General features: G+C 73.9%; 1 protein-coding gene. It reads left to right on the top strand.

The annotated features are described in order from the left end of the window. The coding region (locus FV222_RS28020) for a DUF4118 domain-containing protein (protein WP_147816402.1) at positions 1-775 on the top strand (775 nt) is incomplete at both ends.

Here is a 775-nt window from a genome sequence, read left to right as displayed (position 1 = left end):
GGCCGCGACCGTGCCGGGCTCGCGGCGGATCGCCGACGACATCCTGGCCTATGCGCGAAGCACCAACGCCAACCACGTCGTGGTCGGCAAGTCCGAGCGCTCGCGGCTCTTCGAGATCCTGAACGGCTCGGTGGTACGCGACCTCGTGCGCGGCTCGGGCACGATCAGCGTCCACGTCGTCGCGGGCGAGGCGCAGAGGGAGACGCAGGACGCGGACCCGCCGAAGCCCCTGCGCACGGCCGCCCCGGAGCCCGCCCGCTCGGCCTGGCCCTACGCGGTCGCGCTCGGCGCCGTCGCCGTCGCCCTCGGGATCGCGCTCGCCTTGCAGCCGACGCTGGGGGTCGAGAACGCCGACCTCGTCCTGCTCACCGCGGTGGTCGCCGTCGCGGTGAGCTTCGGGCTCTGGCCCTCGCTCGCCGCCGTGGTGGCCGCGTCGCTCGCCTACAACTTCTTCTTCCTGCCGCCGCTCTACACCTTCACCATCGCCGACCCGACCAACGTCGCCGCCTTCTGCCTGTTCACGCTGGTCGCGGTGCTGGTCTCGAACCTCGCCGCGCGCACCCGCGAGGAGGCGCTAGTGTCCCGGGCGCGGGCGGTCGCGAGCGAGCGGCTCTACGGCTTCAGCCGCAAGCTCGCCGGCTGCGGCACGCTCGACGACGTGCTGTGGGCCACCGCCTACCAGGTCGCCGCCAGCCTCGAGGTCCGCGTCGTGCTGCTCCTGCCCGAGGACGGCGCGATCGCGGTGCGGGCCGGCTACCCGCCCGAGGACACCCTC

This window comes from Methylobacterium sp. WL103 (assembly GCF_008039885.1).
GTDB classification, from domain to species: domain Bacteria; phylum Pseudomonadota; class Alphaproteobacteria; order Rhizobiales; family Beijerinckiaceae; genus Methylobacterium; species Methylobacterium cerastii.
Note: the sequence above shows the minus strand (reverse complement) of the source record. Positions and strands in the feature narration are given on the sequence as shown.